This is a genomic window from Streptomyces sp. NPDC017056 (genome assembly GCF_044332485.1).
Taxonomy (GTDB): domain Bacteria; phylum Actinomycetota; class Actinomycetes; order Streptomycetales; family Streptomycetaceae; genus Streptomyces.
Genome location: NZ_JBIRPD010000002.1, coordinates 205,302 through 231,806, shown reverse-complemented (window position 1 = coordinate 231,806; position 26,505 = coordinate 205,302). Strand labels below are relative to the sequence as shown.

Annotated in this window: 26 protein-coding genes; 17 read left to right on the top strand and 9 right to left on the bottom strand. The window is 73.3% G+C overall.

Features of this window, described 5'->3' with window-relative positions; genetic code table 11:
* The first annotated feature begins 62 nt into the window (after positions 1 to 62).
* Complete coding sequence (locus ACH4OW_RS03950; RefSeq protein ID WP_398024756.1) at positions 63 to 1,196, top strand: FAD-dependent oxidoreductase; 1,134 nt, start codon at positions 63 to 65, stop codon at positions 1,194 to 1,196.
* On the opposite strand, the gene ACH4OW_RS03945 is transcribed toward ACH4OW_RS03950, so the two are convergent.
* The 3 genes from ACH4OW_RS03945 to ACH4OW_RS03935 form a co-directional block, all read right to left on the bottom strand.
* Complete coding sequence (locus ACH4OW_RS03945; protein WP_398024754.1) at positions 1,190 to 1,861, bottom strand: response regulator; 672 nt, start codon at positions 1,859 to 1,861, stop codon at positions 1,190 to 1,192. The genes ACH4OW_RS03950 and ACH4OW_RS03945 overlap by 7 nt on opposite strands.
* Complete coding sequence (locus ACH4OW_RS03940; protein WP_398024752.1) at positions 1,858 to 3,282, bottom strand: sensor histidine kinase; 1,425 nt, start codon at positions 3,280 to 3,282, stop codon at positions 1,858 to 1,860. The genes ACH4OW_RS03945 and ACH4OW_RS03940 overlap by 4 nt, the downstream gene beginning before the upstream one ends.
* A gap of 201 nt (positions 3,283 to 3,483) precedes the next feature.
* The gene (locus tag ACH4OW_RS03935) at positions 3,484 to 5,706 is read right to left on the bottom strand and encodes an NADP-dependent isocitrate dehydrogenase (protein ID WP_398024749.1); all 2,223 of its coding nucleotides are present in this window, start codon (positions 5,704 to 5,706) and stop codon (positions 3,484 to 3,486) included.
* Between the two features lie 282 nt (positions 5,707 to 5,988).
* Here ACH4OW_RS03935 and ACH4OW_RS03930 point away from each other — a divergent pair, with 282 nt between their 5' ends.
* The 4 genes from ACH4OW_RS03930 (at position 5,989) to ACH4OW_RS03915 (ending at position 9,784) form a co-directional block, all read left to right on the top strand.
* The gene (locus tag ACH4OW_RS03930; RefSeq protein WP_360135315.1) at positions 5,989 to 7,212 is read left to right on the top strand and encodes a beta-ketoacyl-ACP synthase II; all 1,224 of its coding nucleotides are present in this window, start codon (positions 5,989 to 5,991) and stop codon (positions 7,210 to 7,212) included.
* A gap of 43 nt (positions 7,213 to 7,255) precedes the next feature.
* A complete protein-coding gene (locus ACH4OW_RS03925) occupies positions 7,256 to 7,888 on the top strand; it encodes an AAA family ATPase (protein WP_360135317.1) in 633 nt (210 codons plus the stop codon).
* Positions 7,889 to 7,980: 92 nt separating this feature from the next.
* Positions 7,981 to 8,883 carry a sigma-70 family RNA polymerase sigma factor gene (locus tag ACH4OW_RS03920; protein ID WP_360135319.1) on the top strand — a complete coding sequence of 301 codons (903 nt, stop codon included), beginning with the start codon at positions 7,981 to 7,983 and terminating at the stop codon, positions 8,881 to 8,883.
* 160 nt (positions 8,884 to 9,043) lie between these two features.
* Positions 9,044 to 9,784, top strand: a complete 741-nt coding sequence (locus ACH4OW_RS03915) for a DUF4097 family beta strand repeat-containing protein (RefSeq protein WP_398024746.1) — start codon at positions 9,044 to 9,046, stop codon at positions 9,782 to 9,784.
* A 69-nt stretch (positions 9,785 to 9,853) separates the two neighbouring features.
* Here ACH4OW_RS03915 and ACH4OW_RS03910 read toward each other — a convergent pair whose 3' ends face one another.
* Positions 9,854 to 10,264: a VOC family protein gene (locus tag ACH4OW_RS03910; RefSeq protein ID WP_360135323.1), complete on the bottom strand. Its 411-nt coding sequence runs from the start codon at positions 10,262 to 10,264 to the stop codon at positions 9,854 to 9,856.
* Between the two features lie 169 nt (positions 10,265 to 10,433).
* Between ACH4OW_RS03910 and ACH4OW_RS03905 the strand changes: the two genes are divergently transcribed.
* From ACH4OW_RS03905 to ACH4OW_RS03875, 7 genes are all read left to right on the top strand, one after another.
* Entirely contained in the window at positions 10,434 to 11,213 is a 780-nt protein-coding gene (locus tag ACH4OW_RS03905) for a hypothetical protein (RefSeq protein ID WP_398024743.1), read from the top strand.
* A gap of 37 nt (positions 11,214 to 11,250) precedes the next feature.
* Positions 11,251 to 12,291: an IPT/TIG domain-containing protein gene (locus ACH4OW_RS03900; RefSeq protein WP_398024741.1), complete on the top strand. Its 1,041-nt coding sequence runs from the start codon at positions 11,251 to 11,253 to the stop codon at positions 12,289 to 12,291.
* Positions 12,292 to 12,558: 267 nt separating this feature from the next.
* Positions 12,559 to 13,833 carry an extracellular solute-binding protein gene (locus ACH4OW_RS03895; RefSeq protein WP_360135416.1) on the top strand — a complete coding sequence of 425 codons (1,275 nt, stop codon included), beginning with the start codon at positions 12,559 to 12,561 and terminating at the stop codon, positions 13,831 to 13,833.
* Positions 13,834 to 13,889: 56 nt separating this feature from the next.
* Positions 13,890 to 14,903 carry a carbohydrate ABC transporter permease gene (locus ACH4OW_RS03890; RefSeq protein WP_398024739.1) on the top strand — a complete coding sequence of 338 codons (1,014 nt, stop codon included), beginning with the start codon at positions 13,890 to 13,892 and terminating at the stop codon, positions 14,901 to 14,903.
* On the top strand, positions 14,900 to 15,748 hold the full coding sequence (locus ACH4OW_RS03885; RefSeq protein ID WP_398024737.1) for a carbohydrate ABC transporter permease: 849 nt from the start codon (positions 14,900 to 14,902) through the stop codon (positions 15,746 to 15,748). The genes ACH4OW_RS03890 and ACH4OW_RS03885 overlap by 4 nt, the downstream gene beginning before the upstream one ends.
* 64 nt (positions 15,749 to 15,812) lie before the next feature.
* A complete protein-coding gene (locus tag ACH4OW_RS03880; RefSeq protein WP_398024735.1) occupies positions 15,813 to 16,778 on the top strand; it encodes a carbohydrate kinase family protein in 966 nt (321 codons plus the stop codon).
* The gene (locus ACH4OW_RS03875; RefSeq protein ID WP_398024733.1) at positions 16,775 to 18,118 is read left to right on the top strand and encodes an alpha-glucosidase/alpha-galactosidase; all 1,344 of its coding nucleotides are present in this window, start codon (positions 16,775 to 16,777) and stop codon (positions 18,116 to 18,118) included. Before ACH4OW_RS03880 ends, ACH4OW_RS03875 begins: the two co-directional genes overlap by 4 nt.
* 65 nt (positions 18,119 to 18,183) lie before the next feature.
* On the opposite strand, the gene ACH4OW_RS03870 is transcribed toward ACH4OW_RS03875, so the two are convergent.
* Both ACH4OW_RS03870 and ACH4OW_RS03865 read right to left on the bottom strand, forming a co-directional pair.
* Positions 18,184 to 18,654: a GNAT family N-acetyltransferase gene (locus ACH4OW_RS03870; protein ID WP_398024731.1), complete on the bottom strand. Its 471-nt coding sequence runs from the start codon at positions 18,652 to 18,654 to the stop codon at positions 18,184 to 18,186.
* Entirely contained in the window at positions 18,651 to 19,193 is a 543-nt protein-coding gene (locus ACH4OW_RS03865; protein WP_398024729.1) for a DUF6790 family protein, read from the bottom strand. Before ACH4OW_RS03865 ends, ACH4OW_RS03870 begins: the two co-directional genes overlap by 4 nt.
* 57 nt (positions 19,194 to 19,250) lie before the next feature.
* Between ACH4OW_RS03865 and ACH4OW_RS03860 the strand changes: the two genes are divergently transcribed.
* Positions 19,251 to 19,724 (top strand): MarR family winged helix-turn-helix transcriptional regulator, encoded by a 474-nt coding sequence (locus ACH4OW_RS03860; protein ID WP_360135342.1) that lies wholly within the window; start codon positions 19,251 to 19,253, stop codon positions 19,722 to 19,724.
* 40 nt (positions 19,725 to 19,764) lie between these two features.
* On the opposite strand, the gene ACH4OW_RS03855 is transcribed toward ACH4OW_RS03860, so the two are convergent.
* On the bottom strand, positions 19,765 to 21,240 hold the full coding sequence (locus ACH4OW_RS03855; protein WP_398024727.1) for a PLP-dependent aminotransferase family protein: 1,476 nt from the start codon (positions 21,238 to 21,240) through the stop codon (positions 19,765 to 19,767).
* Between ACH4OW_RS03855 and ACH4OW_RS03850 the strand changes: the two genes are divergently transcribed.
* Positions 21,239 to 22,213 carry a DMT family transporter gene (locus tag ACH4OW_RS03850; protein WP_398024725.1) on the top strand — a complete coding sequence of 325 codons (975 nt, stop codon included), beginning with the start codon at positions 21,239 to 21,241 and terminating at the stop codon, positions 22,211 to 22,213. The two genes, ACH4OW_RS03855 and ACH4OW_RS03850, sit on opposite strands and share 2 nt — an antisense overlap.
* A 196-nt stretch (positions 22,214 to 22,409) precedes the next feature.
* The gene (locus ACH4OW_RS03845; protein WP_360135348.1) at positions 22,410 to 22,613 is read left to right on the top strand and encodes a DUF1918 domain-containing protein; all 204 of its coding nucleotides are present in this window, start codon (positions 22,410 to 22,412) and stop codon (positions 22,611 to 22,613) included.
* Positions 22,614 to 22,647: 34 nt separating this feature from the next.
* Here ACH4OW_RS03845 and ACH4OW_RS03840 read toward each other — a convergent pair whose 3' ends face one another.
* A complete protein-coding gene (locus ACH4OW_RS03840) occupies positions 22,648 to 23,943 on the bottom strand; it encodes a family 10 glycosylhydrolase (RefSeq protein ID WP_360135349.1) in 1,296 nt (431 codons plus the stop codon).
* 179 nt (positions 23,944 to 24,122) lie between these two features.
* On the opposite strand from ACH4OW_RS03840, the gene ACH4OW_RS03835 reads away from it, so the two are divergent.
* Together ACH4OW_RS03835 and ACH4OW_RS03830 are read left to right on the top strand one after the other, a co-directional pair.
* Positions 24,123 to 24,980 carry a 3-hydroxybutyryl-CoA dehydrogenase gene (locus ACH4OW_RS03835; protein WP_360135351.1) on the top strand — a complete coding sequence of 286 codons (858 nt, stop codon included), beginning with the start codon at positions 24,123 to 24,125 and terminating at the stop codon, positions 24,978 to 24,980.
* A 691-nt stretch (positions 24,981 to 25,671) separates the two neighbouring features.
* Positions 25,672 to 25,929 carry a hypothetical protein gene (locus tag ACH4OW_RS03830; protein WP_398024722.1) on the top strand — a complete coding sequence of 86 codons (258 nt, stop codon included), beginning with the start codon at positions 25,672 to 25,674 and terminating at the stop codon, positions 25,927 to 25,929.
* 42 nt (positions 25,930 to 25,971) lie between these two features.
* Here the strand turns inward: ACH4OW_RS03830 and ACH4OW_RS03825 are convergent, their stop codons facing one another.
* Complete coding sequence (locus ACH4OW_RS03825) at positions 25,972 to 26,502, bottom strand: NUDIX domain-containing protein (RefSeq protein ID WP_360135355.1); 531 nt, start codon at positions 26,500 to 26,502, stop codon at positions 25,972 to 25,974.
* Positions 26,503 to 26,505 lie beyond the last annotated feature (3 nt).

Below are 26,505 nucleotides of genomic sequence, written 5' to 3'. Positions count from 1 at the left end.
TTTTTTGGAAAGGTGCCGTCGACGTCCGGTCCGGCGCTCCGTGCACCCCTGGAGGGGGACCCATGAACCTCACCCGAGACGCCCGCGTCGCGATCGTCGGCGCCGGCCCCGGCGGCCTGGCCTGCGCCCGCGTCCTGCAGCTCCACGGCCGCTCCGTCACCGTCTTCGAGCGCGAGACGTCCCCGGACGCCCGTTCGCAGGGCGGCTCCCTCGACCTCCACCCGGACACGGGCCAGGCCGCCCTGCGCGCGGCGGGCGTGCTCGACCGGTTCCACGAGCTGGCCCGCCCCGAAGGCCAGGAGTGGCGGGCCCTGGACCACGCCACCGCGGCCGCGCTGGAACAGCAGTGGCCTCCCGGGGACGAGGGCGCGGGCGTGGAGGACCGGCCGGAGATCGACCGCGGGCACCTGCGGGGGCTGCTGCTGGACTCGCTCGCGCCGGGGACGGTCCGCTGGGGGCGCGCCGTCGGCAGCGTCCTGCCGCTCGGCGACGGCACCGGCCGCCTGGTGTTCGCGGACGGCGCCACCGAGGACTTCGACCTGGTCGTCGGCGCCGACGGCGCCTGGTCGCGGGTCCGCCCTGCCGTCTCGGACGCCCTTCCCCGGTACACCGGCGTCACCTTCGTCGAGGCCGGCTTCGACGACTCCGACGTACGCCACCCCGGCCTGGCGCGGCTGGTCGGCCCCGGCACCATGGTGGCGAAGAACGGCTCCACGGGCCTGTTCGCGCAGCGGAACAGCAACGGCCACATCCGCGTCTACCTGGCGTTCCGGGCCCCGCAGGACTGGCACACGGTTGCCGGACTCGACCTGGGCGACAAGGCGGCGACGCGTGCGTACCTCTCGGAGATGCTCGACGGGTGGGACGAGGGGCTGCGTTACGCGATGCTCGGCGCCGACAGCGACTTCGCCCACCGGCCCCTGTTCGCGCTGCCCGTCCCGCACGTGTGGGACCACGTCCCGGGTGTGACCCTGCTGGGGGACGCCGCGCACCTGATGCCGCCGCTCGGCGTGGGCGTCAACCACGCGCTGCTCGACGGCACCGACCTGGCCCAGGCGCTGATCGCCCAGGAGGACACGGACGACGCCGTGCGCGCCTACGAGGGGCTGATGCTGCCGCGGTCGGCCGAGCTGGCCAAGAGGTGCGCGGAGGGGCTGCACCACCTGATACCGCCCGTGGCGGCGGACGGTCAGTAGCCGGCCGGGCGGACCAGGCCCGTCTCGTACGCGAAGACCGCCGCCTGGGTGCGGTCGCGGACGCCCAGTTTGACCAGGATGCGGCTCACGTGGGTCTTCACGGTCTGCTCGGCCAGCACCAGGCGGGCGGCGATCTCCGCGTTCGACAGGCCCTGGGCGACCAGGGAGAGGACCTCCGTCTCGCGTTCCGTCAGGTCGCCGACGCGGTCCTTGAGGGGCGCGCGGGGCTGCCCGGTCATCCGGGAGAACTCGGCGATCAGGCGCTTGGTGATGTTGGGGGAGAGCAGCGCGTCCCCGGCCGCGACCACCCGCACGGCCTGGGCGAGGTCGGCGGCCGACGCGTCCTTGAGGAGGAACCCGGACGCGCCGGCGCGCAGCGCCTCGTACACGTACTCGTCCAGGTCGAAGGTGGTCAGGACGAGGACCTTGACGCCGGTACCGGCGGCCCCGGCGAGGCGGCGGGTGGCCTCGATGCCGTCGAGGTTGGGCATCCGGATGTCCATCAGCACGACGTCGGGCGCGAGTTCGGCGGCCTTGGCGAGGGCGTCGAGGCCGTCGACGGCCTGGCCCGCGACCTCGATGCCGGGCTCGGCGTCGAGCAGCACCGTGAAGCCCTGGCGGACCATGACCTGGTCGTCGGCGATGAGCACGCGGATGGGTCTCATGGGGTGTCCTCGGCGGGGTCGGCGGGATGCGGGTCGGTGTCCAGAGGCAGGACGGCGGTGACTTCGTAGCCGCCGCCGGGGGCCGGGCCCGCGGCGAGGTCGCCGCCCAGCATGGCGGTGCGTTCGCGCATGCCGAGCAGGCCGTGGCCGGCGCCCGGCGAGGGGGCGACAGGGCGGTCCGGCGCGGTGTTGGTGACGCGTACGGCGAGGGCGGCCGGGCGGTAGGCGATCGTCACTTCGACGCGCGCGCCGGGCGCGTGCCGCATCGCGTTGCTGAGCGCCTCCTGCACGATGCGGAACGCCGACAGTTCGACGCCGGGCGACAGGGGGCGCCGGTTGCCGGTGTGTGTGGTGATGACCGTCAGTCCGGCGCTGCGGACGTTGGCGACGAGTTCGTCGAGGCGGTCGAGGGTGGGCTGCGGAGTGTGCGGGGCGGCGCCGCCCGTGCCCGGCGCGTCCTCCGAGCGCAGCACGCCCAGCACCCGTCGCAGTTCGGTCAGCGCCTCCACCGCGTTCGTACGGATGCCCGTGAGGTTCTCTTTCAGCGCGTCGGACGGGTTCTCGGCCAGGTGCGGGGCGACCTGCGCCTGGATGGAGATCACCGACATGTGGTGGGCGACCACGTCGTGCAGTTCGCGGGCGATCCGGTTGCGCTCCTCCAGGAGTGTGCGGCGGGCCCGCTCCTCACTGGTCATCTCCTCTTGTACGACGAGTTCGGTACGGGCCACTTGGCGGCCGCGCAGCGCGGCGCCGACCACGACGGCGGTGACGAGGACCGCCGTGGCGATGCCGAGGGAGGAGGCCCGGAGCTGTGCGGTGCCGGCACCGCACGCCAACCCGGCGCCCAAGGTGAGCGCCAGCGCTCCGGCTGCCGCTCGCGCACGGAGCCGCAGCGCCAGCAGGAGCAGCACCCCGGCCTGCGTGGCGAGCCCGGGGCCCGTCCAGGGGTACAGTCCGCCCCGGTCGAAGGGTGGCTCGGTGAGCGCCGCGGGTCCGATGGCCGGCCACGGCTGCGCCCCTGTCCCGGCGGCCGCGTATTCCGTGACCGCCACGAGGGCGACCATCACGGCCGTCGCCACCCACCAGGCCGCCACCGGCCGGAACGCCGCCAGGACGAGCGCCAGCGCCTGGGCGCCGCCGAGCAGCAGGGCGAGGGGCATGCCCGCGCCGTGGAGCAGGCCGAACGCCACGTGGTTCACGGTGGTGATGCAACTGCCCAACGCGCCCGTCGACAGCCCGAGCACGATGGCCGGCTGCCAGACCAGCCAGGCGGGCCGCTCCCCCGGCGGCGGGCCGACGGCTCCCGCCACCAGGTCCTCGCGCAACGCGCGCGGCACCCCGGTCACGGCTTCCAGCAGCCGCTTCCTGCTTCCCGGGCGGGCGTCCGCCCCGTTCTCCCCCACGAACCGCACCTTGAACACCGTGCTCCATCTCCTCCAGGGAGGGTTTCCCCGTACCGGCTACGGAAGGTACAGATCACGGTGTGTGGCCGGCGTCCCGCTGGGGAGGGCACCCGTCACGTAGCTCCCGGGTATGACGGGTAGGGGCTGCCGGGGAAGCCGTACGGACACGGGTCCGCCCCGGCCGGGCGGAAGTGCCGGCCGGGGCGGACCCGTCGCGGATCAGCTGCCGAGCGTCGCCAGCGCCTGGTTCAGCGTGGCCGACGGGCGCATGACGGCCGCGGCCTTGGCCACCGAGGGCCGGTAGTAGCCGCCGATGTCGACGGGCGAGCCCTGAACGGCGATCAGCTCGTCGACGATCGTCTGCTCCTGCTCGGCCAGCGTCGCCGCGAGCGCCGCGAAGGACTCCGCCAGCTGCGTGTCCTCGGTCTGGCGCGCCAGCTCCTGGGCCCAGTACAGGGCCAGGTAGAAGTGGCTGCCGCGGTTGTCGATGCCGCCGAGCTTGCGGCTGGGCGACTTGTTCTCGGCGAGGAACGTGCCGGTCGCGCGGTCGAGGGTGTCGGCGAGCACCTGGGCGCGCGCGTTGCCCGTCTTCTGCGCGAGGTGCTCGAAGCTCACCGCGAGCGCGAGGAACTCGCCCAGGCTGTCCCAGCGCAGGTAGTTCTCCTTGACCAGCTGCTGGACGTGCTTGGGCGCGGAGCCGCCGGCGCCGGTCTCGAACAGGCCGCCGCCGTTGATGAGCGGCACCACCGAGAGCATCTTGGCGCTGGTGCCCAGCTCCAGGATCGGGAACAGGTCGGTCAGGTAGTCGCGCAGCACGTTGCCGGTGACGGAGATGGTGTTCTCGCCGCGGCGGATGCGCTCGACGGAGAACTTCGTCGCCTCGACCGGGGACATGATCTCGATGGTCAGGCCCTCGGTGTCGTGCTCCGGGAGGTACTGCTTGATCTTGGCGATCAGGTTCGCGTCGTGCGCGCGGCCCTCGTCCAGCCAGAACACGGCCGGGTCGCCGGTCGCGCGGGCGCGGGAGACGGCCAGCTTGACCCAGTCGCGGATCGGCACGTCCTTGGTCTGGCACATGCGGAAGATGTCGCCGGCGGCGACCGTCTGCTCCAGGACGGCGTTGCCGTCCTGGTCGAGGACCCGCACCGTGCCGGTGGTGGCGATCTCGAAGGTCTTGTCGTGGCTGCCGTACTCCTCGGCCTTCTGCGCCATCAGGCCGACGTTCGGCACCGAGCCCATGGTCGACGGGTCGTACGCGCCGTTGGCCTTGCAGTCCTCGATGACGGCCTGGTAGACGCCGGCGTAGCTGCTGTCCGGGATGACGGCGAGGGCGTCCTGCTCCTGGTCGTCCTTGTTCCACATGTGGCCGGAGGTGCGGATCATGGCCGGCATGGAGGCGTCGACGATGACGTCGCTGGGAACGTGCAGGTTGGTGATGCCCCGGTGGGAGTCGACCATGGCCAGGTCCGGGCCCTCGGCCAGCTCCGCGTCGAAGGATGCCTTGATCTCCTCGCCCTGGGGCAGCGACTCCAGGCCCTTCCAGATGCCGCCCAGACCGTCGTTCGGGGTCAGGCCGGCCTTGGCGAGCACGTCACCGTACTGGGCGAAGGTCTTCGGGAAGAAGGCGCGCACCACGTGACCGAAGATGATGGGATCGGAGACCTTCATCATCGTGGCCTTGAGGTGCACCGAGAACAGCACGCCCTCGGCCTTGGCGCGCGCGACCTGCTCCTTGAGGAACTCGCGCAGCACGGCGACGCGCATGACGGAGGCGTCCACGACCTCGCCCGCGAGCACCGGTACCGACTCGCGCAGCACGGTGGTGGAGCCGTCGTCACCGGCCAGCTCGATGCGCAGGGTGCCGTCCTCGGCGATGACCGCGGACTTCTCGGTGGAGCGGAAGTCGTCGCCGCTCATGTGCGCGACCTCGGTCTTCGAGTCGGCCGACCAGGCGCCCATCCGGTGCGGGTTGGCCTTGGCGTAGTTCTTCACCGAGGCGGGGGCGCGGCGGTCGGAGTTGCCCTCGCGCAGCACCGGGTTGACGGCGCTGCCCTTGACCTTGTCGTAGCGGGCGCGGATGTCGCGCTCCTCGTCGGTCTTCGGGTCGTCCGGGTAGTCCGGCAGCGCGTAACCCTGCTCCTGCAGCTCGGCGACGGCCGCCTTCAGCTGCGGGATGGAGGCCGAGATGTTCGGCAGCTTGATGATGTTGGCCTCGGGCGTCTTCGCCAGCTCGCCGAGCTCGGCGAGGGCGTCGTCGATGCGCTGTTCCTCCTGGAGCCACTCCGGGAAGCCGGCGATGATCCGGCCCGCCAGGGAGATGTCGCGGCTCTCCACCGTGACCCCGGCCGTCGAGGCGTAGGCCTCGATCACCGGCAGGAACGAATACGTCGCCAGGGCCGGGGCCTCGTCAGTGTGTGTGTAGATGATGGTCGAGTCAGTCACCGGGTGCTCCGCTCCACGTCTGCAACATTGCTCGACATCAAGATATCTCGTGATCGGCCTCTTACCGGCAGGGCCCTGCATCACGTCTTGGCCCCCTCGTACGCACCGAGCACTCTGGCGCCTTCCTTTTGCAGGAATCCCACAAGCACAAGCGGCAGGTCTCCGTGCGGATCGCCACCCGACAAGCCGCCAAAACCCTGGAAGAGTGAGCGACAAGTTGATCACTCCCCCGCCGCACTCGGACCGGGGAGTTGTATCCACACGACAATGGGGGTTCATCCAGTGCGTACTGTCACCGACGACGTCGTCGTCACCGGCCTCGGAGCCACCACGCCGCTGGGCGGAGACGCCGCCACGACCTGGGCGGGCATGCTGGCCGGGCAGTCCGGCATCAGGGCCATCGAGGAGGACTGGGCGGCGGCCCTGCCGGTACGGATCGCGGGCCGCCTCAAGACCGAGCCGGGCGAGGTCCTGGACCGGGTGCAGGCCCGGCGCATGGACCGCTGCGAGCAGGTGGCGCTCGTCGCGGCCCGCGAGGCGTGGGCCGACGCGGGCGCGCCCGAGGTCGACCCGGAGCGGCTGGCCGTCGTGATCGGCACCGGGACCGGGGGCGCGCTCACCCTGCTCGGCCAGGACGACGTCCTCGAAACGTCCGGCGTGCGGCGCGTGTCCCCGCACACCGTGCCGATGCTGATGGCGAACGGCCCGGCCGCCTGGGTCAGCATCGAACTCGGCGCCAAGGGCGGCGCCCACACCCCGGTCAGCGCCTGCGCCTCCGGGGCCGAGGCCATCGCAACGGGCCTGGACCTGATCCGCCTCGGCCGGGCGGACGTCGTCGTGGCAGGCGGCGCGGAGGCGTGCGTCCACCCGCTGCCGCTGGCCGGGTTCGCGCAGGCCAGGGCGCACTCGACGCGTAACGACGAGCCGGCGCGGGCCTCGCGTCCGTTCGACGCCGACCGGGACGGCTTCGTCATCGGCGAGGGCTCGGCGGTGGTCGTCTTGGAGCGCGCCGGATTCGCCGCCGCGCGGGCGGCCCGCGCCCACGCGACGCTCGCCGGCGCCGGTGTCACCTCGGACGCCCACCACATCACGGCCGCGCACCCCGAGGGGCAGGTACGGGCGATGCGGCTGGCGCTGTCCGCTGCGGGACTGTCCCCGCTCGCGGTCGGCCACGTCCACGCGCACGCCACGTCCACGCCCTCGGGCGACCTGACGGAGGCCGAGTCGATCACCGAGGCGATCGGCACCCACCCGGCCGTCACCGCGACCAAGTCGATGACCGGCCACCTCTTCGGCGCGGCCGGCTCGCTCGGCGCCCTCGCCGCGATCCTGGCCGTCCGCGACGGCGTCATTCCGGCGACCCGGAATCTCGACACCCTCGACCCCGCGGTGAAGCTCGACGTCGTCACGGGCGCACCGCGCCGCCAGGCCCTGTCCGCGGCCCTGACGAACTCCTTCGGCTTCGGCGGCCACAACGCGTCACTCGTCTTCACGCCCGCCCCGTGAAGCGTCAAGGCGCCGCCGGACGCCGGGCCTTAGAGTGCTGCGCATGCTCCTGTGGATCAACGGCCCGTTCGGCGGCGGCAAGACGCAGACCGCGCACGAACTCCGGCGCCGGCTGCCCGGCAGCGTCATCTGCGACCCCGAACACGCCGGCTTCGGCCTGCGCCGCATGATGCCCGCCGCCCTGCGCGGCGACTTCCAGGACCTGCCGGCCTGGCGGCAGGGCGTGTACGAGGTGCTGGACCTGGCCCTGGCCGGGCACCCCGGCACGGTGATCGTGCCGATGACGCTCGTGGAACCGGCGTATTTCCGCGAGACCGTCGGCCGGCTGCGCGAACGCGGGCACGACGTACGCCACTTCGCGCTGCTCGCCGACCGGCGGACGGTGCTCGGTCGGCTGCGCGAGCGCAACTTCGGGTACGCCGTGAAGATCGTGGCGGGGAAGGACGCGCCGCTGCGGCGGGAGAGTTTCGCCGTGGCGCGGCTGGACGAGTGCCTGGAGCGGCTGCGCGGCGCGGAGTTCGCCGAGCACGTGTGGACCGACCGGCTCACGGTCGCGCAGGTCGCCGACCACATCGCCGCCTCGGCGGGCCTGGACCTGGCCGCCGACACCGACAGCGCGCTACGGGGGCGGCTGCGCCGCGCGTGGACGGGCGTCAAGCACATCCGCTTCGACTGACGCGGTCCGGCGTCTCCGGCCGGGTGCCTGTCACATCGGGGCGGGCCGATCCGTCAGAGTACCGACGGAACGCGAACAGGAGAATGTGACCAGTGGACGAGAAGGACTTTCTGGCGGAGCGCTTCGAGGAGCACCGGGCGCATCTGCGGGCGGTGTCGTACCGCATGCTCGGTTCGCTGAGCGAGGCGGACGACGCCGTGCAGGAGGCCTGGCTGCGGCTCAGCCGCGCGGAGACCGGCGGGGTCGGCAATCTCGGCGGGTGGCTGACGACCGTCGTGGGCCGGGTGTGCCTGGACATGCTGCGGGCCCGTACGGCGCGGGGCGAGGAGTCCCTCGACGCAGGGGAGTCCGCCGGTGTCCGCGTGCCCGACCCCGTCGTCGCCAGCGGTACGGACGGTACGGACCCGGAGCACCAGGCGCTGCTGGCCGACTCGGTGGGGCTCGCCCTGCTGGTGGTGCTGGAGACGCTGGCGCCGGCCGAACGCCTCGCGTTCGTCCTGCACGACATGTTCGCGGTGCCGTTCGAGGAGATCGGCCCGGTGGTCGGGCGCAGCGCGGGCGCGGCGCGGCAGCTCGCCAGCCGGGCGCGCCGCCGGGTGCGGGGCGCGGCCACCACGCCCGACGCCGACCTGGCCCGGCAGCGGGAGGTGGTCGACGCCTTCCTCGCCGCCTCGCGCGGCGGTGACTTCGAGGCACTGCTCGCCCTGCTCGATCCGGACGTGGTGCTCAGGGCCGACACCGGCGCCAGGTTCCCCGGCGCGGCCAAGGTGCTCGTCGGGGCGCGGCAGGTGGCCGGGCAGGCGTTCACCTTCCGGGGGCTGGCGCGGTTCGCCCGTCCGGCGCTCGTGAACGGGGCGATGGGTCTCGTCACGGTCACGAACGGGGTGCCGGTGTCGGTGATGGGCATGACGATCACGGGCGGCAGGATCGTCGCGATCGACATCCTGGCCGATCCGGAGCGGCTGCGGGGGCTGGGGGCGGGGAGCCGGGGCTGAGGATCCTGGGGCGAGCCACCGGCGGAACCGGGGGTTGTCCCCATGGTGGCCGTCGCGGCGCGTCCCATAGGCTCCATGATCGTCGCGCCGGTCCGCGCGGCGATCCGCGGCGTGCGCAGGACCCGTGTGCGCTGTGCCGACTACATCAGGGGGAATTTCCTTGCGTCGTCATCTCCGCGTTCTCGGAGCCGTTGCGCTGACCGGTATCGGTGTGAGCGCGCTCGGCGCGTGCGGATTCCTGAACCAGTCCACGTACGAGGACGACGCCACGCTCACCGCGCGGGTCACTTCCGTACGGCTGGACAACGGGAACGGCTCGGTCACCGTGCGCGGCAAGAAATCCCTCGGCAAGGTGTCCGTGCACCGCAAACTGGCATACCGGGGCGACCGGCCGGAGGAGCCCAGTCACCGGGTGGAGAACGGCGTGCTGGTGCTCGGCGGCTGCGGGGACGACTGCTCGGTGGGCTACACGGTCGACATACCGGCGGACCTGCCGGTGACCGGCGAGACCTCGAACGGCGCGGTGCGCCTCTCCCAGGTGGGCGACGTGCGGGTGCGCACCAGTTCCGGGGCGGTCGAACTGGACGGCGTCACCGGCACGGTCGACGTCCGCACCAGCAACGGCCGCATCCACGGGCGCGGGCTCCAGGGCGGCGGGGTCGAGGCGGAGACGTCCAACGGCGCGATCGACCTCGTCACGGGCACGGCGCAGGACGTCCGGGCGAAGACGTCGAACGGCGCCGTCACGCTGGTCGTGCCGGGTGGCGAGGGCAACCGCTACCGGGTGTCGGCCGACACCGACAACGGCCACAAGAGCCTCGGCGTACCCGACGACCCGGCCGGCAAGCACCGGCTCGACCTCGTCACCACCAACGGTTCCATCACGCTCAAGGGGGCGTGAGCGGGGCGCGGCACGGTCGTGCGGGCGCCCGCGGCCTTGCCGCCACGGGCGCCCGCCCCCGTCACGGCGTCACGAGGATGCCGGGGCCGCCTCGTCCGGGAACCCGCCGTACGGGCGGGTGATGATCTCCAGGCCGTGGCCGGACGGATCGTGGAAGTAGACCCCGCGCCCGCCGTCGTTGTGGTTGATCTCGCCCGGCTGCTTCCCGTGCGGGTCGGCGTAGTACGTCAGGCCCGCCTGCTCGATCCGCGCGAAGGCCGCGTCGAATTCCTCCTCCGAGACGAGGAACGCGTAATGCTGCGGGACGATCGACCCGGCGGGGATGGTGGCGAAGTCCAGGGTGACTCCGTTGCCGGTGTCCACCGGAATGAACGGGCCCCATTCCGCACCGGTTTCGAGCCCGAGGACATGCGCCAGGAATGCGGCGGACTCCCGGTTGTCCCGGGAGTGGACGATGGTGTGGTTCAACTGCACTGACACTGTGGAATGCCTCCGTAAGGCAAACTCACGGACACCTCCATGTCTCACCCGGCCGGTGACCGACACGCGATGCCGTCGCGGCAGATAGTAGGCGGCATCACCGGTGCCGTCGAGTGGTGTTCCGGTGGGCCCGGCGGTGTGCCGGCTGCCCGGATGCCATGATCGGCGTATGAGCGAACCGGGGGACACGGCGGCGGTCACGGACGCGGCGGAGCGGGCGGCATGGGTGCGCGCGGCGGCCCGTAACAACGCCCAGTGGTGCGACACGGTCTGCCGCGCCCACGGCATACGGGGCGTCTTCGGCGGCGGCGCCTGGACCGGCTCCCGCCGCACTCCCCCGCTCTACCCGGACGCCGTGACCCTCACCGACCGCCTCCGCGGCGCTCCCGCGGAACTCCTGGACCGGATCGACACCGCGTCCCCGGGCTGCTCGGTCAAGGACAGTTTCGCGTGCCTGGACCTGAGCGCGGCGGGGTTCGAGGTGCTCTTCGAGGCGCAGTGGATCCACCGGCCGGCCGGGGCCCCGGCCCCCGTTCCGCCGCGGACCGGCGGACCGGTCTGGGACGTGGCGGGCACCCCCGGCGAACTGCTCGCCTGGGCGCAGGCATGGGGAGCGGAACCGGGCACCTGCGGCCCGTTCCGGCCGGAGTTGCTCGCGGACGGCGGCACCCGCTTCCTGCGCGGCCGGTCCGCCGACGGGCGCGTCACGGCGGGCGCCGTCGTCTCGCTCGGCGCCTCGGTGGTGGGCCTGTCCAACGTCTTCACCTCGCGGGCCGATCCGCGGCGGGATCCGCGCGACACCTGGGCCGGGTGCCTGTCCGCCGTCACCGCCCGCTGGCCCGGCCTGCCGGTCGTCGGCTACGAGTCGGGCGCCGACCTGGAGGCGGCCGAGGCGAACGGGTGCCGGAGGGCCGGACCGCTGCGCGTGTGGCGGGCGGAAGGGACGTAACGTAACGGGAACAGGCGTGCGGGCGATGAGGGAGGGCATGACCACTCGATTAGCAGCGGCCTGGCCGGCCTTCCTCCTCGCCGCGGCCGCCCTGTTCGCGGCGGGCCCCGCCCGCGCCGCCACCGCCGCCTCCGGCCCCGATGTCGCCGTCTCGCAGGCGGGCAACTACCCTACGCAGCCCAACAGTTACGGGAACTTCTCCGTCAGCTGGACCTCGGTCGGCACGGCCGACGCCACCGGGGTCACCCACCTGACCGTGGACCTGCCGCCCGGCCTGAAGACCGGCGGGGCGCTGATGTACTCGACGCCTTACGACTACACGTTCGACCAGACCGTGTCGCCGGACGGGCGGCACCTGGAGGCGACGTTCCGCGGCACCCGCGTGCCCGGCCGCGGCGACTTCATGAAGGTGCAGGTCAGCTCGGGCGCGGCGAAGCCGTCCGGGGTGATCAGGGCCACCGTCGCGCACCGCGACGACGTCAACCCGGCCAACAACGTGTCCACGTACACGGTCAACGGCCCGCAGCAGCCCGCCGGGACACCGGACCGGCCCGCGGTGACCGCCATCGGCACGACCACCGGGCCCGGCGCCGGGGGCACCGCCGTGACGCTCACCGGCACCGCCCTGGACGACGGCTTCGTCCTGTTCGGCAACGACCGGGTCGCAACGACGAGTTGCACGGACACGCGGTGCACCGCCACCACGCCGGGCGGCTCCGGCACCGTGCCCGTCACCGTCGTCACGCCGGGCGGCGCCGCCGGCGCCCCGGAGGGGTTCGCGTACACCGGGCCGCCGCCCGCCCCGCCCGCCGCTCCGGTGGTCACCGGGCTGAACGTGCGCGGCGGCCCGGCGCGGGGCGGGACGTCGGTGTACGTCCTGGGCACGGGCCTCGCGGGCGGCACGGTCTCGTTCGGGGGCGCCCCGGCGGCGCACGTGTCCTGCGGGGAGTCGTTCTGTAGCAGTACGTCGCCGGCCGGGGCGGGCACGGTGCACGTCACCGTCACGACGGCGGGCGGCACGAGCGCCACGGTGGACGCGGACCGGTTCACGTACACGGACGCGGCGCCGCGGCGCTGAGACCGGTGCCCCGCGGCGCCCCACCCGTCGCGGCAGCACCATTGCACCGATCGGTGCCTGCTGGTTAGCTCTTGAGGGCTCCCGACCGTCCGGCTCGGGGGCCCGGGAGCGGGCGCAAACGGTTCTTCGGGACCTCGGACCGGTTCTTCGAGGGGGTGGCCGGTGGTGCGCGACGCACCGGGCGGGGACACGGGCACGGCAGGCTTACCCGACGCGAGCGCCGGACCGGGCGCCCGGCCTCCGGGCGGGCCGACACGGCGCCGCCTCCTGCACACCGGCGCCGCGCTCGCGGCCGGCGCACCACTCCTCGGCGGCTGTCTGGCGTCGGACGCCGGGAGCGTCGGCTCCGACGGCCGGATCACCGTCGAGCTGTGGCACGGCCAGGCCGACACCGGCCGCAAGGCCATCCAGTCGCTCGTCGACGACTTCAACCGCCGCCAGTCGCGCATCCGCGTCGACGCCGGGGGCGGCGGCGTGGTGGCCGACGCCATGCTCCAGAAGGTGACGGCGGCACTGGCCGCAGGCTCGTACCCGGACATCGCCTACGTCTTCGGCGCCGACCTCGCCCGGGTGGCCCGCAGCCCCCGCGTCGTCGACCTCACCGACGAGCTGCGCGCCACCGCGTACTGGCCGCGGTTCTGGGGACCGGTACGCGACGCGGTCCAGCTCAACGGCCAGGTGCGGGCCGCGCCCGCCGTGCTGGACTCGCTGTGCGTCGTCTACAACAGGCAACTGTTCCGCCAGGCCGGGGTGCCCTACCCCAAGGCGGGCTGGACCTGGGACGACTTCGTCCGTACGGCACGCCTGCTGACCGACCCCCGCCGCGGCACCTTCGGTACGAGCTGGCCCGGCACCGGCGACGAGGACACCGTCTGGCGGCTGTGGCCGCTGGTGTGGGATCTCGGCGGCGAGGTCATCGCCCCGGACGGGCACGGCATCGGCTTCAAGGACGTCGGGGAACAGGCGCTGGGCACCCTGGCGCGGCTCGCCGCCGACAAGAGCGTCTACGTCGACCCCAAACCGGGCAGCGAGCAGATGCACCAGGTCTTCATCGGCGGCCGGATGGGCATGATGGCCACCGGCCCGTGGGAACTGCCGGACATCGTGGCCGGCAAGGTCGACTACGACGTGGTGGCGCCGCCCACCTACAGCGGCCGGCCCTGCACGATCTCCGGCCCCGACACCTGGACCGTCTTCGACAACGGCCCGCAGCGGTCGCGCGCCGCGGTCGAGTTCCTGCGCTGGCTGGGCGACCCGGCACAGGACGTGCGGTGGGCGGTGGGCGGCGGCAGCCTGCCGCTGAGCACGGCGTCCGCCGGGCGCCCCGAGTGGCGGCGGTACTCGGCGCGCACCACCGGGCTGCCGGTGTTCACCAAGGCACTGGAAACCGCCAGGGTGCGGCCCGTCCACCCGGCCTACCCGCAGATATCGCAGGCGGTCGGCGAGGCGGTCGTCGCCGTACTGCTCGGCCGCAGCTCCCCCGCCGACGCGCTGCGCACCTGCGCCGAGAAGGCCGACGCGGCCCTGCTGATCCCCCGATGAGACCGGACGACGCCCGTGCGGCAGCGGCCGGCAGCGGCCGGACGAGAGAGGGTGCCATGCCGCCAGTGCCCCGCACGGCCCGCCGCACGACGCCGCGCGCCGTCACCCCTGACCCGCGCCGCGACGGCACCGGACGACGCCCCGGCACCCCGGCCGGCCGGCGGCCCCGTACGCTCGCGGGCCGCACCCGCAGGGAGACCGCCACCGCCTGGGCCTTCATCGGCCCGGCCGTGGTGATCATCCTCGGCCTGGGCATCGTCCCGGTCGTCTGGTCGCTGCTGCTCTCCTTCCGGGCGGACGACCTGGTCACGCCGGGGCGCTGGGTGGGCCTGGACAACTACCGCGCGCTGGTGCGGGACCCGGGCTTCCGTACGGCGGTGGAGAACACCCTGGTCTACGCGGGCCTGTACGTGCCGCTCAGCCTGGCCGGCGGGCTGGCGCTCGCGCTGGCGCTCAACCGCCGCATCCGGCTGATCGGCCTCTACCGGACGCTGGTCTTCATCCCGTTCGTGATCTCGGCCGCCGCGCAGGGCGTGCTGTTCTTCTTCATCCTCGACCCGCAGTTCGGCGTCGCCAACTCCCTGCTGCACCACCTGGGCGTCTCCCCGCAGGGCTTCCTCTCCGACCCCGGCCAGGCGCTGTACCTGCTGGTCCTCATCTCGCTGTGGAGCGGCGTCGGGTTCTGCGTCGTCGTCTATCTCGCCGCGCTCCAGGACGTGCCGCCGGAACTGGTGGAGTCCGCGCGGCTGGACGGCGCGAACAGGCTGCGGGTGCTGTGGCACGTCAAGCTGCCGGCCCTGACGCCGGTGACCGTCTTCCTGGTGCTGTGGCAGCTGATCACCGCGCTCCAGGTGTTCGACCTGATCTACGTGACCACGAAGGGCGGCCCGCTCGGGTCGACCACCGTCATCGTCTACTTCGTATGGGAGCAGGCGTTCCAGATGTTCACCGCCGGATACGGGGCCGCCGCCGCGTACGTCCTCGCGGCCGCCCTGCTGCTCGCGGGGACCGCGCTGCGCCTGTACCGGCGGCGCCGGCCGGGCACCACGCCGAGGGGAACGGTCCGTTGACCGCGCGGCGGAAACCGGGCCGGCGGCGCAGGCTCCTGCCGTTCAGCGCCTGGCACCTGCTGCTCGCGCCGCTGTCGCTGGGGTTCGCGCTGCCGCTGGTGTGGCTGGTGCTCAGCTCGGTGATGACCAACGCGGAGATCAACCGGTTCCCGCCCGCGCTGTGGCCGGCCGGCATCGACCTGGGCGGGTACGACTACGTGCTGGGCAACGCGATGTTCCCGCGCTGGTTCGCCAACTCCTCGGTCGTCGCGGTGACCGCGGTGCTCGCCAACCTGGTCCTCGGCTCGCTGGGCGGCTACGCCTTCGCCCGGATGCGGTTCGCCGGGTCCCGGCTGCTGCTCGGGCTGATGCTGGCGACGATGGTCGTGCCGTTCCAGCTGACCATGATCCCGACGTTCCTGGTGATGAAGGGGCTGGGGCTGATCGACACGCTGGGGGCGCTGATCGTGCCGTCCCTGGTCACGCCGTTCGCGGTCTTCCTCTTCCGGCAGTTCTTCCTCGCGCTGCCCCGGGAGCTGGAGGAGGCGGCCTGGATCGACGGGTGTTCGCGGCTGCGGGTGCTGTACTCCGTGGTGCTGCCGCTGGCCCGCCCCGCGCTGGCCACCGTCGCCGTGCTGACCTTCCTGACCACCTGGAACGATCTCACCTGGCCGCTCATCGCGATCAACCACGACACCCAGTACACGCTCCAGCTGGGCCTGACGACCTTTCAGGGGCAGCACCACAACCGGTGGTCGGCGATCATGGCGGGCAATGTGATCACCGTGCTGCCGGTGCTGGTGGCGTTCCTGTTCGCCCAGAAGACCTTCATCCAGTCCCTGACGTCGAGCGGTGTGAAGGGGTAGCGCCGCCCTTCGCCCGTACCGGTTCCGTCACCCGGCCCCGCCCCGTCCCGTCCCGGAGGTGTCCGTGTCCCGCCCCTTCGATCTCCTCGTGATCGGCGACGCCAACCCCGATGTGGTGGTCGGCCCGGTCCCGCACCCCTTGGAGTACGGGCAGCGCGAACACCTCGTCGCCACCGGCGCCCTGCTGCTCGGCGGCTCGGCCGCGATCACGGCCTGCGGCGCCGCCCGGCTGGGCCTGCGCGTGGCGTTCGCCGGGCGGGTCGGTGACGACGCAGCGGGCGCCTTCGTCCGTACGGCGCTGGCCGGGCGCGGCGTGGACGTCACCGCGCTGACCACCGACCCGGAGCTGCCCACCCCGCTCACCACCGTCCTCGCCCAAGGCGACGACCGCGCCATCCTCACCGCCCCCGGCTGCCTGGCGGCCACCGGGCCGCAGGACGTGCCGGACCGGCTGCTGGCCGCCTCCCGGCACGTGCACGCCGGATCGTTCTTCCTGATGCCGCGCCTGGCCCGGTCGCTCGGCGGCCTCTTCGCGCGGGCCCGCGGACACGGCGCGGCCACCTCGCTGGACACCAACGACGACCCCACGCGGCGCTGGGACCCCGAACTCCTCGGCCCCGCCCTGGAGTACACCGACATCCTGCTGCCGAACGCGGCGGAGGCACGGGCGCTGGCCGCGACGCTGGCGCCCGGAACACCGGAGGACGACGCGCCCGCCGCCCTCGCCCGGCGCGGGCCGCTGGTCGTCGTCAAGGACGGCGCGGCCGGGGCGCTCGCCCACGACGGCAGCACGCTCACCCGTACCGGCGCCGTCCCCGCCGACCCGGTGGACAGCGTCGGCGCCGGCGACAGCTTCGACGCCGGCTTCGTCGCCGCGGTCCTGCACGGCCTGGACCTGCCGGCGGCGCTCTCCTTCGCCGCGGCCTGCGGCGCCCTGTCCACCCGCGCCCACGGCGGTACGGCGGCCCAGCCCACCTGGGACGAGGCCCGCGCCGCCGCCCTCACGACCTCACCAGGGAGCCACGCATGACCCGCACCAGCCCGGCCGGCCGCACCGGCACCGGCACCGTGAAGATCGCCTTCATCGGCGCCGGCAGCGTCGTCTTCACCCAGGGCCTCCTCGCCGACCTGCTCGCCTTCCCCGAACTGCGGCGCATCCACGTCGCCCTGCACGACATCGACGCCGAACGCCTCGCCACCGCCGAGGGCGCGGCCCGTTACATCGCCGGCACCCGCGGCGCCGAGCCGGTCGTCACCGCGCACCTGGACCGGCGGGCCGCGCTCCAGGACGCGGACTTCGTCGTCAACACCGTCCAGGTCGGCATGAACGAGGCCACCCGTACGGACTTCGGCATCCCGGCGCGCTACGGGCTGCGCCAGACCATCGGGGACACCCTCGGCATCGGCGGCATCTTCCGCGCCCTGCGCACCTTCCCGCTGCTGCGCGCCCTCGCCGACGACATCGCCGAACTCTGCCCGGATGCCTGGCTGCTGAACTACACCAACCCGATGGCGATGAACGTGATGTACCTGGCGCAGGCCACACCGCTGCGCCGGGTCGTCGGCCTGTGCCACTCGGTCTACTGGACCGTGCGGGACCTCGCCGACCTGCTGCACGTGCCCTACGAGGAGATCTCCTACCTGGCCGCCGGCGTCAACCACCAGGCGTGGGTGCTGCGCTTCGAACGGGACGGGCAGAACCTGTACCCGCTGCTCGACGAGGTGATCGCCAAGGACCCCCAGCTGCTGCGGCGGGTCCGCGTGGACATGTACCGCAGGCTCGGCTACTACCCGACCGAGACCAGCGAGCACTCCTCCGAGTACGTGCCCTGGTACCTCCACCACGACAGCGAGGTGGAGCGGCTGCGGCTGCCGATCGGCACGTACCTGGACATCGTCGAGGAGAACACCGCCGAGTACGAGCGGACCCGGGACGCCCTCGCCTCCGGCTCGCCGCTGCCGGTCGAGGGCACCATGGAGTACGCGCCGCAGATCGTCCACAGCATCGTCTCCGGCACCCCGCGCACGGTCTACGGCAACGTCCCCAACCACGGCCTGGTGGACAACCTGCCCGCCGCCGCCGTGGTGGAAGTGCCGTGCCTGGTGGACTCGCTGGGCGTCCAGCCCACCCGGGTCGGCGCCCTGCCCCCGCAGTGCGCGGCCCTGAACCGGGCCTACGCGAGCGCCAACGAGCTGGTCGTACGCGCGGCGGTGGAGGGCGAGCCGCGCCACATCAGGCACGCCGCGATGACGGACCCGGCCACCGCCGCCGCGCTGCCGGTGGAGCGCATCTGGGACCTGTGCGACGACCTCGTGCGCGCCCACGCCGATCTGCTCCAACCGGAACTGCGGGAGGTGCTGGGGCACTGAGCCGGAGCGGTACCGCCACCGGGCGGCACCGCTACCGGACGACATTGGGCTACCGGGCGGCATGGCTACTGGAGGCCGAGTGCCATCCACTTGCCGGGCTCGGCCAGCGGCTCGAAGCCGACGCGGGCGTAGACCTCGTGGGCATCGCCCGTCGCCAGCAGGATGCGGCGCAGCCCGCAGGGCGCCAGGTGGTCGCGGACGCGGGTGACGAGGGCGGTGCCCAGGCCCTTGCCCCGCGCGGCGGGGGCGATGTAGACGTCGCAGAGCCAGGCGAAGGTGGTGTGGTCGGTGACGACGCGGGCGTACCCGACCTGCCGCCCTCCGGCGGTTCCGGCGGCCGCCCCGCCGGAAACCGCCTCGTACAGGCCGAAGTTGAGCGAGCCCGCCACCGCCCGGTCCTGGCGCTCGCGGGGGCGCCCGAGCGCCCAGTAGGCGTCGGTGGAGAGCCAGTGGTGGATCAGGGCCAGGTCGAGGCGGGCCGGGTCGGTGGAGACTTCGTAGCCGGCCGGGATGCCGTCGGAGCTGCTGTCGTTCATTGCGGGAGGCTCGCAGAGCAACCGGCCGGAGTCGAACGGTTTACGCCGCGAACGCCGCGGACGTCCCGGAGGGCCAGGGCGATCATGACGGCGGGGATGAGGATGTCGTTGGCCAGGATGCCGCCGGTGTTTCCGGCGGCGTGGTCGCCGTTGGCGAACCACTGGTAGACGTGGCCGATCGCGGCTCCCCACAGGAACACGGCGGCCGCCAGCCCGCTCGTGAGGCGCTCGCGGGGCGACGCGGACGCGCCGCGGAAGCCCAGTACGGCGAGGGCGAGGTTGGCGAAGGCGATCTCGAACTGGAACGGCGAGGGCGTGAAGCCGATGGTCTGGGCCATGCCCTCCGGGAACGCCAGGAACGCGAGCGTGATCCACAGGCTTCCGATGCCGAGGGCGCCGACGGACCACCAGCGCTGCCAGATCTCCGCCGCCGGCCGGCTCCGGCCGCGGCGGCGGCAGCTCAGCAGCGCTCCGAGGGCGGGCACCAGCAGGAAGAGAAGCGGAAACGCGGTCTGGACCGCGTACGGGAGAGTGTCCATGGATCCGAGTGTTGCATGGTTAATATTAACCATGCAAGAGTCCGGTAGACTGGGCACATGGACGAAGGACTGGCAGAGCTCCTGCACCGCGTGGTCATGCTGATGGGCGAGGCGGCCCGGCGCCGCTCCGGCCCCGACCAGCGCCTCTCCCCCAGCCAACTGCGGCTGCTGGGCACCCTTGAGGAGATCCAACCCGCCACCCAGCACCGCCTCGCCGAAGCCCTGACCCTGTCCGACCCCGCCATCAGCCGCGCCCTGCGCCCACTGGAGGCGGAGGGGTACGTGACGATCAGCGTCGACCCCGCCCACCGGCGCCGGCGCCTGGTCGCCCTCACCCCGGCGGGCCAGGCCGCTTTCCTGGCCGAGGGCAAGCCTTTGGAGGAAGAACTCCGCACCGCCCTCCTGGAGGCCGGCTTCCCCTACGAGCGCTACCTCGCGGAAACCCACCGGCTCGCCGCGCTGCTGACCCCCGCGGAGCCACGGCGCGGAGCCGCGGCCCGGCAACCGGGCGGCACACCGGATCCGGACTGAGCGGGTCCGGCATGAACCGGCTCGGGAACCTCGGCCCCCTCTACTCCCGGCCCCCGACGCGCAGTTCCTCGCACGCGGTGCGCAAGCGGCGTACCCCCTCGGCCAGTTCGGCCGTGCCGGCGGCCGAGGCGTAGGTGAGCCGCAGGTGCGCTGCCGGGGGCTCGGCGGCGAAGTACGGGCGGCCGGGGGCGACCGCGACGCCCGCACGGAGCGCCGCGCCGGCGAGCGCGGACTCGTCCGTACCGTCGGGCAGCCGCAGCCACAGGTGGTAGCCGCCCGGCGGCACGACCTGCACACCGGGGCCGGGGCCGGCCGCCTCCCCGTCCGCGAAATGCAGCCGGAGCGCCGCGACCAGGGCGTCCCTGCGCGACGCCAACTGCCCTGATATCACCCGCAGGTGGCGGCTCCACGCCGGGGACCCCACCAGTTCCAGTGCCGCTTCCTGAAGTGGCCTGGCGACGAAGAAACCGTCCACGACCTGGATGGCGCGCAGCCGGTCGAGGACCGGGCCGTGCGCGGCGAGCGCGCCCACCCGCAGGCTCGGCGAGGTGGCCTTGGTGAGCGAGCAGACATGCACGACCGTGCCGCACGGGTCGTCGGCGATCAGGGTGGGCGGCGGCGCGGGCGCGTCCTGGTGGACGAGCCGGCGCGCGAAGTCGTCCTCGATCACGAAGGCCCCGGCCGCGCGCGCGATCCGCAGCACCTCCGCCCGGCGCCCGGCGGCCAGCACGGTACCGGTCGGGTTCTGGAAGAGCGGCTGGCAGACGAACAACCGGGCCCCGCTGGCCCGGAACGCCTCGGCCAGCAGATCGGTCCGCACCCCGTCCGCGTCCACCGGTACGGGCACGGGGCGCAGCCCGGACGCGCGGGCCGCCGACAGCATGCCCGGGTACGTCGGCGACTCGACGAGCACGGGCGCGCCGGGCGGGGCCAGTGCCCGCAGCGCCGTCGTCAGCGCGCTCTGCCCGCCCGCCGTCACCAGGACGTCCGAGGCGGCGAGCGCCCCGCCGGGGCCGCCGATCTCGCGCGCGAACCAGGCCCGCAGTTCGGTGACGCCCTCCATCGGCGGGCGGCCCCAGGCGCCGGGCCGGCGCCCGGCGCGGGCGAGCGCGGCGGCGAGGGCGCGTTCCGGTTGCAGGGCGGGGTGCAGGTAGCCGCCGTTCAGCTCGATGACGCCGGGGGCCGGGGCCGCCAGCGTGGCCAGCACGCCGGAGTCGTCCACTCCGCGCGGCGCGTGGTCGTCGGCGGCCTCCGCGCTGAGGGCGATCTCCTGCCAGGACGTGTCCACGGCGCGCGCCTGCGGCCGCGCCTCCGCGCGGAAGGCCCCGGCGCCGGGCCGGGTGACCACCAGTCCCTCGGCCACCAGCTCGGCCAGGGCCCTGGACACCGTCACCGGGCTCACCCGGTGCCGCTCGACCAGGGCCCGGCTCGACGGCAGCTTCTCACCCGGAGAGTAGCGGTCGAGGCCGTCACGGAGGATACCGGCCAGTTCGGTCACGCTGCTACGCTCGTGCATGAGAGATCACGATAGCGCTACTGCGATGAGCGCGATAGCAGTCGGCGAGCCGGACAGTGCGACCCCGGCACCCCGTACGGGCAGCGCCACCTCCCTCGGATCGGCGGGCACCACCGCCGCCGCCCGCGGCACCCTGCTCGCCGCCCTCGGCGTCGCCTCCTTCTCCCTCACCTTCCCCGCCACCGCCTGGGCCCTGGAAGGCATGGGCGCCTGGACGGTGGTGACCCTGCGCAGCGTGCTGGCCGCCGCCATCGCCGGCTGCTGTCTGGCCGCGTTCCGGGTCCGGCCGCCCGAGCGGCGGCACTGGGCGGGCCTGGCCGTCGTGGCGGCCGGCGTCGTCCTCGGCTTCCCGCTGCTGACCACCCTCGCCCTGGAGACCTCCACCACCTCGCACGCGGCGGTCGTCGTCGGTCTGCTGCCGCTGACCACCGCGGTGTTCTCGGCCGTACGGACCGGGGCCCGGCCGTCGAAGGCGTTCTGGGCCGCGGCGCTGGCCGGCGCCGCCGTCGTCATCGGCTTCACCGTCCAGCAGAGCGGCGGCGCGCTGAGCACCGGCGACCTCTACCTCTTCGCCGCGCTCCTGGTGTGCGCGGCGGGCTACACCGAAGGCGGCCGGCTCGCCCGGCACCTGCCCGGCTGGCAGGTGATCGGCTGGGCGCTGGTGCTGGCCCTGCCGGTCACCGTGCCCGGCGCGGCCCTCGCGCTGCTCGCCGAACCGCCGCACCTGACGGGGCACGCGGTGGCGGGCCTGCTGTGGCTGTCGTTCGGGTCGCAGTTCCTCGGGCTGGTGGTCTGGTACCGCGGCATGGCGCTGATCGGCGTGTCCAAGGCCAGCCAGCTCCAGCTGGCCCAGCCGCTGATGACCCTCGTCTGGTCCGTGCTGCTGCTGGGCGAGCAACTGCCGCTGGCCGCCCCGGTCGCCGCCGTCGCCGTACTGGTCTGCATCGCGGTCACCCAGCGCACGGCCGGCTGAGAGCCCGCGCCCTCACCCGGCCGCACCCTCACCCGTCCGTGGCCCCACCCGTCCGTGGCCCACCCGCCCGTGGCCGGACACCGGCCTGCGCCACGCGCGGGTACCGCCTTCCACGGGTGCATCGGCGGTGACCGGCCGTAGACTTGCCGCCACGCGACACACACCCTCCGACCGACTGACGAGGAGGCCGTAGCCGATGCAAGCGAGTGTGGGAGACCGGCTGCTGGTGCACGGCAGGATCGTGGGGCAGCACGACCGGACCGCCGAAGTCATCGAAGTCCTGGGGCCCAACGGCTCCCCGCCCTACCGCGTCCGGTTCGAGGACGGCCACGAGACCCTGATGTCCCCCGGGCCCGACACGGTCGTACGGAGCTTCCCGGCGGCGGAGGCCCAGGACTAGGAGCCCGCACACAGGGCCCCTCGCCCGGGGCCCCTCACGCGGGGCGCGGCGGCAGCGCCGGCCCGTGGTAGTGGTCGGCCACGACCCGGGCCATCGCCCCGGTGCGGTCCTCCGCCACCTCCTTCGCCGAGAAGAAGACGTGGCCGCGCACCTGCGGGAAGCCGCGGGCCAGCGTGAGGTGGCGGGAGAGCTCGGCGGGGTCCTGCCAGGCGGGCGGCTGACCGGGCGCGCCCGCCTTGTACAGGGCCTCGCCGATACACAGGTGCACGCGTGTGCCGGTGACCGTCTCCGACCACCAGGGCAGCAGCTTGGCGTAGTCGGCCGCGGGAAAGCCGATGTTCCAGTACACCTGCGGCACGATGTAGTCGATCCACTCCTCGCGCACCCACTTACGGGTGTCGGCGTAGAGGTCGTCGTAGGTCTGCACGCCCGCCTGCGTATCGGAACCGGACGCGTCGGTGGCGCGATTGCGCCATATCGCGAACGGGCTGATGCCGAACCGGACGGGCCGGTGGTGCTTGCGGTCCCGCCTGCGCCACCGGCCCACGCGCCCGCCGCCGGCGCCCCGCGCGTCGCGCACCCGCTCCCCCGTCTCGCGCACCAGCAGGTCGATGTTGTCGCGCCGCCAGGCCGCCCGGTCCTCGAAGCCGCCGCCGTACTCCTCGTACGCGGCGTCGTCGGCGAAGGTCTGGCCCGCCACCGGATAGGGGTAGAAGTAGTCGTCGAAGTGGACGCCGTCGATGTCGTACCGCTCGACCGCGTCGAGGATCGCGTCCTGCACGAAGGCGCGCACCTCCGGCAGGCCGGGGTTGTAGTACAGCTTGCCGCCGTACGGCACGGCCCACTCCGGGTGCAGCCGCGCCGGGTGGGTGGGCACCAGCCGGGACGGGTCGGTGTGGTTGGCGATGCGGTACGGGTTGAACCAGGCGTGCAGTTCCAGTCCGCGCCGGTGGGCCTCGCGCACCGCGAAGCCCAGCGGGTCCCAGCCCGGGTCGCGGCCCTGCACGCCGGTCAGGTACTCCGACCAGGGCTCGTACGGGGACGGCCACAGCGCGTCCGCCGTCGGCCGCACCTGGAAGACCACCGTGTTCAGGCGGCGCGCCACCGCGGCGTCCAAGTACCCCAGCAGCTCGGCCTGCTGGCGGGCGGCCGGCAGCCCGGGCTTGGCAGGCCAGTCCCGGTTGGCGACCGTGGCCAGCCACATGCCGCGGAACTCGCGCCGGCCGGTGTCCGTGCCCCGGCCGCGGGCCGCCGCGCTGCCGCTCCCCGGAACCGCTGCGGCCGCCGTGAGGGCCGCCACCGCGAACGCTCTGCGTGTGATCCGTCTCATGCCACGCCCCCAAAGTGTCCGGAACGTCCGTCTCAGGACAACAGAATGCCCGCCCCTGCCCCCGCCGCACAGCACCCCGCGGAGTAACGTCGGGGCCGAGGCGGACGCCGGGGTCCCTGCCGCAGGCACGGACGGCCCCGCGCGCCCCGCCGGTCCCCGAGATCAGCGAAAGGCACGATGTGACCGACATCGAACGCGTCGGAGTGGTGGGCTGCGGCCAGATGGGCGCCGGTATCGCCGAGGTGTGTGCCCGCTCCGGCCTGGACGTGATGGTCGCTGAGACCACCGGCGAGGCGCTGGAGCTGGGCCGTACGCGCCTGACCAACTCCCTCGGCAAGGCAGCCGAGCGCGGCAAGATCACCGTCGCGGAGCGCGACTCGACGCTCGGCCGGCTCAGCTTCACCACCGATCTCGGCGAGTTCGCCGACCGCGACCTGGTCATCGAGGCGGTCGTGGAGAACGAGCAGGTCAAGACGGAGATCTTCCAGGTCCTCGACCAGGTGGTCACCCGCCCGGACGCGATCCTGGCCTCCAACACCTCCTCCATCCCCCTGGTGAAGCTGGCCGTCGCCACCTCCCGCCCCGACCAGGTCATCGGCATCCACTTCTTCAACCCGGCGCCGGTGCAGAAGCTGGTCGAGCTGATCCCCGCGCTGACCACCGGCGAGGAGACGATCAAGCGGGCCGAGGCGCTGGTCCAGAACGTCCTGGGCAAGCACGCCATCCGCGCCCAGGACCGCTCCGGCTTCGTCGTCAACGCGCTGCTGATCCCGTACCTGCTCTCGGCGATCCGGATGTTCGAGTCCGGCATCGCCAGCCGCGAGGACATCGACAACGGCATGGAGATGGGCTGCGCCCACCCGATGGGCCCCCTGAAGCTGTCCGACCTGATCGGCCTGGACACGGTCGCCTCGGTCGCCGACTCCATGTACGAGGAGTACAAGGAAGCCCTCTACGCCGCCCCGCCGCTGCTCCAGCGCATGGTCGACGCCGGCCGCCTCGGCCGCAAGACCGGCTCCGGCTTCTACACGTACTGACCGAAGCCCGCACCACCCGACGCGAGGGCCACTCCCCCACCCGGGAGCGGCCCTCGCGTGTTGTGCCACGGCAGCACTCGCACCGTCACCGCCGCGCCCCACGCTTGCCCATCACCCCCGTCACCAGCCAGACGCCCCCGGGCTGCGCGCCGCAGTGGAGTCACTCGCGCCGTCGACGTCGGCCGACGGCCGGCTACTCGCCGGTCGTCCCGTGCGGAGTCAGCGGGAGCCCCGCCCCGCGGAACGAAGTAAGGGCGGACCCGGTCCCCCGGGTCCGCCCTTTCCGCGTCGCCGGTGTGGTGCCCGCGACCGTGTGTGCCGCCCGCCGTCCCCGTGCCCCCTGAGTGGCGTCCCCCGTTGTGGTCCGCCCGCCGCTCGGGGGAAAGACGGCGGGCGGACAACCGGCCGATGGGCGCCCGTCCACCGGCAGCGGCCCCCGTTGGTAAACAGCATCGGTGTTCGCGGGCTTGGTCGGGACCGTGTGAAAGCGGCCGGTTGGGGCGCGGGGTTCACACCCCGTGTGAAGTCCGCGCTCCCCCGCGGGCCGTCACGGCGTGTCACTTCACACGGGGTGTGCGCGGCAGACCCGCATATTCGTCCCGCACACGCTCCCGCCGTACGTGCCGAGGTAGTTGACTGGTGCGCGTATGGACAACGAAGTCCCGCCCAAGAGAGGAAAGAGGAGCGGACCGTGACCGCCCACCCCGAACCCGACCTGGTTGCCACCGACATGGCGGACTTGAGACGCTGCCTCGATGTGCGGACGGCCCGTGTCGACGGACAGCTGGCGTTGCTCGCGCAACGATCCGAACAGAACGAGCGTGACGCGGGCGATCTGCAGGCCCGCGTCACGCGGTTGGAGCACGGCCGCTGGCCACTGCCCTCCATCGCCGCACTCACGGGGCTCGCGGCGCTGGCGATCGCCGTATGGCAGGCGATGGGGCGCTGAGACCGGCGGGCCGGCGGCGTTCTCGTCGCGCCGCGGCCCGGGTCACCCCAGCCGGATGTGATGCAGCAACAGCAGGGCGGCCGCCATGTTGGCGGCCGGCACCTCCCCTCTGGCGATCATGTCGGGTACCAGTTTGAGGGGGACCCATTCCCGTTTGTCGGATTCGAAGTCGTCCTCGGGATGGCCCGTGAACGCGCCCTGGTCGGACCAGTAGATGTGGTGCCGGGCGTCGGTCAGGCCGTTGGACGGCTCGACCGAGAGGAGGTGTTTGAGGGGGCCGGGGCGCCACCCGGTCTCCTCCTCCATCTCCCGGGCGGCCGCGGCGGCGATGTCCTCGCCGTCCTCGACCACCCCCGCGGCAAGTTCCCATCCCCAGGTGTCGGTGATGAAGCGGTGCCGCCACAGCAGCAGCACCTCGTTGGCCTCGTTGACCACTGTGGCCACGGCGACGGGCCGCAACCGGATCAGGAAGTGATCCAGATGGCGGCCGTCGGGGAGTTCGACATCGGCGAGGTTGACCCGGAACCAGCGGTTCTCGTACACGGTCTGCTCACTGAGATTCTTCCATCGCACGTA